Source organism: Mycetohabitans sp. B8, assembly GCF_021991875.1.
Taxonomy (GTDB): Bacteria; Pseudomonadota; Gammaproteobacteria; order Burkholderiales; family Burkholderiaceae; genus Mycetohabitans.
In genome coordinates this window covers 1-5,797 of the sequence record NZ_JAHLKR010000056.1, presented here as the reverse complement: position 1 = coordinate 5,797, position 5,797 = coordinate 1, and the positions used below count along the sequence as shown (strand labels likewise).

At 55.5% G+C, this 5,797-nt stretch carries 1 protein-coding gene, 2 tRNA genes and 3 rRNA genes; 1 reads left to right on the top strand and 5 read right to left on the bottom strand.

The window, feature by feature from the left end; genetic code table 11:
• Positions 1 to 134, top strand: a 134-nt coding sequence (locus KQH60_RS14680) for a transposase (protein ID WP_237577135.1), incomplete at its 5' end; no start/stop codon positions are given.
• Between the two features lie 203 nt (positions 135 to 337).
• On the opposite strand, the gene rrf is transcribed toward KQH60_RS14680, so the two are convergent.
• From rrf to KQH60_RS14655, 5 genes are all read right to left on the bottom strand, one after another.
• A 5S ribosomal RNA gene (rrf, locus tag KQH60_RS14675) occupies positions 338 to 451 on the bottom strand.
• Between the two features lie 101 nt (positions 452 to 552).
• Positions 553 to 3,437: ribosomal RNA gene (locus tag KQH60_RS14670) — 23S ribosomal RNA — on the bottom strand.
• A gap of 261 nt (positions 3,438 to 3,698) precedes the next feature.
• A tRNA-Ala gene (locus tag KQH60_RS14665) sits at positions 3,699 to 3,774 on the bottom strand.
• A 60-nt stretch (positions 3,775 to 3,834) separates the two neighbouring features.
• Positions 3,835 to 3,911, bottom strand: a tRNA-Ile gene (locus KQH60_RS14660).
• A 68-nt stretch (positions 3,912 to 3,979) separates the two neighbouring features.
• Positions 3,980 to 5,510: ribosomal RNA gene (locus KQH60_RS14655) — 16S ribosomal RNA — on the bottom strand.
• Together the 16S, 23S and 5S rRNA genes with 2 tRNA genes alongside form the textbook arrangement of a ribosomal RNA operon.
• Positions 5,511 to 5,797: the final 287 nt, after the last annotated feature.

Sequence of the window (5,797 nt, the reverse complement as noted above, 5' to 3'; positions counted from 1 at the left end):
TCATCGCCGCGTGGCGCCAGGACTACAACGAGCAACGGCCGCACAGCGCACTGAATTACCTTTCGCCCGCAGCGTTTGCGGCGAAACATCGGGCAACAGCGGATGCTCCTGCCGCTTTCCAGGAGTTGGTATAAAAGGACTTCGCTAGAAGCCGGTTGGCCCTAATCAAGGGGGCAGGTCAGTATTTGGCCACGCACCAGCACTTCGACGGCCCCTCTGAGCACAGTGCCGTGCTCGGGCGCGAGTGAGGGGACGGGGGGTGTTAAGCGAAGGGGTGGGCCCTTAAAAGCCCAACGCCCGCTTCGATTTGGAAGCGGGCGTTGGGGGGCAAGGGGGAGCCTGACGATTACCTACTTTCACACGGGCAATCCGCACTATCATCGGCGTGGAGTCGTTTCACGGTCCTGTTCGGGATGGGCAGGGGTGGGACCGACTCGCTGTGGTCATCAGGCAAAAGGGGGAGCTGTCGCGCGAGGCGCGCCAGCGAATCTGGAATGAGAAGCAGTGTGGGGTAGGATTGGTGAGGGCACAACGATAAAACGGACCAGTTATAGGATCAAGCCTTACGGGCAATTAGTATCGGTTAGCTAAACGCATTACTGCGCGTGCACACCCGACCTATCAACGTCCTGGTCTTGAACGACCCTTTAAGGGGCTCGGGGCCCCGGGGAAGTCTCATCTTGAGGCGAGTTTCCCGCTTAGATGCTTTCAGCGGTTATCTCTTCCGAACATAGCTACCCGGCGATGCCACTGGCGTGACAACCGGTACACCAGAGGTTCGTCCACTCCGGTCCTCTCGTACTAGGAGCAGGCCCCCTCAAACTTCCAACGCCCACGGCAGATAGGGACCAAACTGTCTCACGACGTTTTAAACCCAGCTCACGTACCTCTTTAAATGGCGAACAGCCATACCCTTGGGACCGGCTACAGCCCCAGGATGAGATGAGCCGACATCGAGGTGCCAAACACCGCCGTCGATATGAACTCTTGGGCGGTATCAGCCTGTTATCCCCAGAGTACCTTTTATCCGTTGAGCGATGGCCCTTCCATACAGAACCACCGGATCACTATGACCTGCTTTCGCACCTGCTCGACTTGTCGGTCTCGCAGTTAAGCACGCTTATGCCATTGCACTATCAGCACGATTTCCGACCGTACCTAGCGTACCTTCGTACTCCTCCGTTACGCTTTGGGAGGAGACCGCCCCAGTCAAACTGCCTACCATGCACGGTCCCCGTACCCGATTCAGGGCACAAGGTTAGAACCTCAAACAAACCAGGGTGGTATTTCAAGGACGGCTCCACGCAAACTAGCGTTCGCGCTTCAAAGCCTCCCACCTATCCTACACAGATCGGTTCAAAGTCCAATGCAAAGCTACAGTAAAGGTTCATGGGGTCTTTCCGTCTAGCCGCGGGTAGATTGCATCATCACAAACACTTCAACTTCGCTGAGTCTCGGGAGGAGACAGTGTGGCCATCGTTACGCCATTCGTGCAGGTCGGAACTTACCCGACAAGGAATTTCGCTACCTTAGGACCGTTATAGTTACGGCCGCCGTTTACCGGGACTTCAATCAAGAGCTTGCACCCCATCATTTAATCTTCCGGCACCGGGCAGGCGTCACACCCTATACGTCCACTTTCGTGTTTGCAGAGTGCTGTGTTTTTATTAAACAGTCGCAGCCACCAGTTTATTGCAACCCCTTCACCCTTCTGGCGCGAGCCAGTCAAGCTAGCAGGGCGTACCTTATCCCGAAGTTACGGTACCAATTTGCCGAGTTCCTTCTCCCGAGTTCTCTCAAGCGCCTTAGAATACTCATCTCGCCCACCTGTGTCGGTTTGCGGTACGGTCTCGTTAGACTGAAGCTTAGAGGCTTTTCTTGGGACCCCTTCCGATTGCTTCGCAGCTCAAAAGCCGCTCGCCCCACACCCTTGAATTGTGCGCCCGGATTTGCCAAAGCGCCTTCTCCAATGCAGGGACCGGGATTTCCGACACCCGGACAACCTTCCGCGATCCGTCCCCCCATCGCATCTAACGACGGTGCAGGAATATTAACCTGCTTCCCATCAGCTACGCATTTCTGCCTCGCCTTAGGGGCCGACTCACCCTACGCCGATGAACGTTGCGTAGGAAACCTTGGGCTTACGGCGAGGGGGCCTTTCACCCCCTTTATCGCTACTCATGTCAGCATTCGCACTTCCGATACCTCCAGCACACTTCTCAATGCACCTTCGCAGGCTTACGGAACGCTCTCCTACCATGCGCACTTAACGTGCGCATCCGCAGCTTCGGTAACTGGCTTAGCCCCGTTACATCTTCCGCGCAGGACGACTCGATCAGTGAGCTATTACGCTTTCTTTAAAGGGTGGCTGCTTCTAAGCCAACCTCCTGACTGTTTTCGCCTTCCCACTTCGTTTCCCACTTAGCCAATTTTAGGGACCTTAGCTGGCGGTCTGGGTTGTTTCCCTCTTGACGTCGGACGTTAGCACCCGGCGTCTGTCTCCCGTGATTGCACTCTTCGGTATTCGGAGTTTGCTATGGCGAGGTAATCCGCAATGGACCCCTCAACCATGACAGTGCTCTACCCCCGAAGGTGACACACGAGGCACTACCTAAATAGTTTTCGGAGAGAACCAGCTATTTCCAAGTTTGTTTAGCCTTTCACCCCTATCCACAGCTCATCCCCTAACTTTTCAACGTTAGTGGGTTCGGTCCTCCAGTACGTGTTACCGCACCTTCAACCTGGCCATGGATAGATCACTTGGTTTCGGGTCTACGCCCAGCAACTGTGCGCCCTATTCGGACTCGCTTTCGCTACGCCTGCCCTATCCGGTTAAGCTCGCTACTGAACGTAAGTCGCTGACCCATTATACAAAAGGTACGCCGTCACCCCTTGCGAGGCTCCGACTGTTTGTATGCATGCGGTTTCAGGATCTATTTCACTCCCCTCCCGGGGTTCTTTTCGCCTTTCCCTCACGGTACTGGTTCACTATCGGTCGATCACGAGTATTTAGCCTTGGAGGATGGTCCCCCCATCTTCAGACAGGATTTCACGTGTCCCGCCCTACTTGTCGTACCCCTAGTTCCACACCCCAGTTTTCGCCTACAGGGCTATCACCTGCTACGGCCGCCCTTTCCAGAGCCTTCGGCTAACTAAGATGCTAAATGGTACAGGCTGATCCCATTTCGCTCGCCACTACTTTGGGAATCTCGGTTGATTTCTCTTCCTGCGGCTACTTAGATGTTTCAGTTCGCCGCGTTCGCTTCACATGACCTATGGATTCAGTCACGGATGACCCATACGGGCCGGGTTGCCCCATTCGGACATCTGCGGATCAAAGCTCGTTTGCCAGCTCCCCGCAGCTTTTCGCAGGCTACCGCGTCCTTCTTCGCCTGTGATCGCCAAGGCATCCACCACATGCACTTGTTCGCTTGACCCTATAACAAGTCCGTCTCGCAACGCACCCGCTATAGGTTGAGTTTTCGCGTTGTGCCGTATCTTCCAAGCGTCTTCTCAGATCACTCAAAACAATACTTACAATCACTACCCGTCTATCTTCCGCGCCCATCTCAAGACGCGTCCAATAGACATTACTGCTTCTTTTCCAGATTGTTAAAGAACGTCACAGCCATCGACTGCACTGCTTGACCCACGGGTCAATCGCCAGCGCTTTGAGCAAAGCGCTCGCGATTGAGCAGTGGTGGAGGCAGACGGGATCGAACCGACGACCCCCTGCTTGCAAAGCAGGTGCTCTCCCAGCTGAGCTATGCCCCCCTTTTTCAGCTTTTCGGGCCGCGCTGCGCGCCGCGCTCGTCGCTCACCACACGGCTCGCGTGGTGGGTCTGGTTGGATTCGAACCAACGACCCCCGCCTTATCAAGACGGTGCTCTAACCGACTGAGCTACAGACCCTTCGTCTGTCCCTGTGACTTTCACAGCCGATAAGCGTGAGTACTTGAAGCGCAGGCTTGTCGCTCCAGAAAGGAGGTGATCCAGCCGCACCTTCCGATACGGCTACCTTGTTACGACTTCACCCCAGTCATGAATCCTACCGTGGTGACCGTCCTCCTTGCGGTTAGACTAGCCACTTCTGGTAAAACCCACTCCCATGGTGTGACGGGCGGTGTGTACAAGACCCGGGAACGTATTCACCGCGACATGCTGATCCGCGATTACTAGCGATTCCAGCTTCATGCAGTCGAGTTGCAGACTGCAATCCGGACTACGATCGGTTTTCTGGGATTAGCTCCCCCTCGCGGGTTGGCAACCCTCTGTTCCGACCATTGTATGACGTGTGAAGCCCTACCCATAAGGGCCATGAGGACTTGACGTCATCCCCACCTTCCTCCGGTTTGTCACCGGCAGTCTCCCTAGAGTGCTCTTGCGTAGCAACTAGGGACAAGGGTTGCGCTCGTTGCGGGACTTAACCCAACATCTCACGACACGAGCTGACGACAGCCATGCAGCACCTGTGCGCCGGTTCTCTTTCGAGCACCCCCACCTCTCAGCAGGGTTCCGACCATGTCAAGGGTAGGTAAGGTTTTTCGCGTTGCATCGAATTAATCCACATCATCCACCGCTTGTGCGGGTCCCCGTCAATTCCTTTGAGTTTTAATCTTGCGACCGTACTCCCCAGGCGGTCAACTTCACGCGTTAGCTACGTTACTAAGGAAATGAATCCCCAACAACTAGTTGACATCGTTTAGGGCGTGGACTACCAGGGTATCTAATCCTGTTTGCTCCCCACGCTTTCGTGCATGAGCGTCAGTATTGGCCCAGGAGGCTGCCTTCGCCATCGGTATTCCTCCACATCTCTACGCATTTCACTGCTACACGTGGAATTCTACCTCCCTCTGCCATACTCTAGCGTGCCAGTCACCAATGCAGTTCCCAGGTTGAGCCCGGGGATTTCACATCGGTCTTAGCACACCGCCTGCGCACGCTTTACGCCCAGTCATTCCGATTAACGCTCGCACCCTACGTATTACCGCGGCTGCTGGCACGTAGTTAGCCGGTGCTTATTCTTCCGGTACCGTCATCCAACCCAGTTATTCGCTAGGCCGTTTTCTTTCCGGACAAAAGTGCTTTACAACCCGAAGGCCTTCTTCACACACGCGGCATTGCTGGATCAGGGTTGCCCCCATTGTCCAAAATTCCCCACTGCTGCCTCCCGTAGGAGTCTGGGCCGTGTCTCAGTCCCAGTGTGGCTGGTCGTCCTCTCAGACCAGCTACAGATCGTCGCCTTGGTAGGCCTTTACCCTACCAACTAGCTAATCTGCCATCGGCCGCCCCTTGAGCGCGAGGCCCGAAGGTCCCCCGCTTTCCTCCGCAGAGCGTATGCGGTATTAATCCGGCTTTCGCCGGGCTATCCCCCACTCCAGGACACGTTCCGATGTATTACTCACCCGTTCGCCACTCGCCGCCAGGCCGAAGCCCGCGCTGCCGTCCGACTTGCATGTGTAAGGCATGCCGCCAGCGTTCAATCTGAGCCAGGATCAAACTCTTCAGTTCAAACCTGTTACTTGTTCGGGCCCCGAAAGGCCCTGTCGCTCAACTCAAAACGTTGACAGGTTTCGATTCCTCAAAACCTACCTTCATTTCGTATGAGACTTGATGTATTCCTTCGCTTCGCCACCCCCAGGCTTTGACCCCCGGGCGCAGCTCGCCTTGCCATCAAGTACCCACACTTATCGGCTGTTACTTGTTAAAGAGCATCGCGCCAACTCCACGTCGGCCCATCGGGCCTGCCGCATCTGCGTCGCGTCGCTGCATCAGCAGCAGAGAAACGAGATTATGAA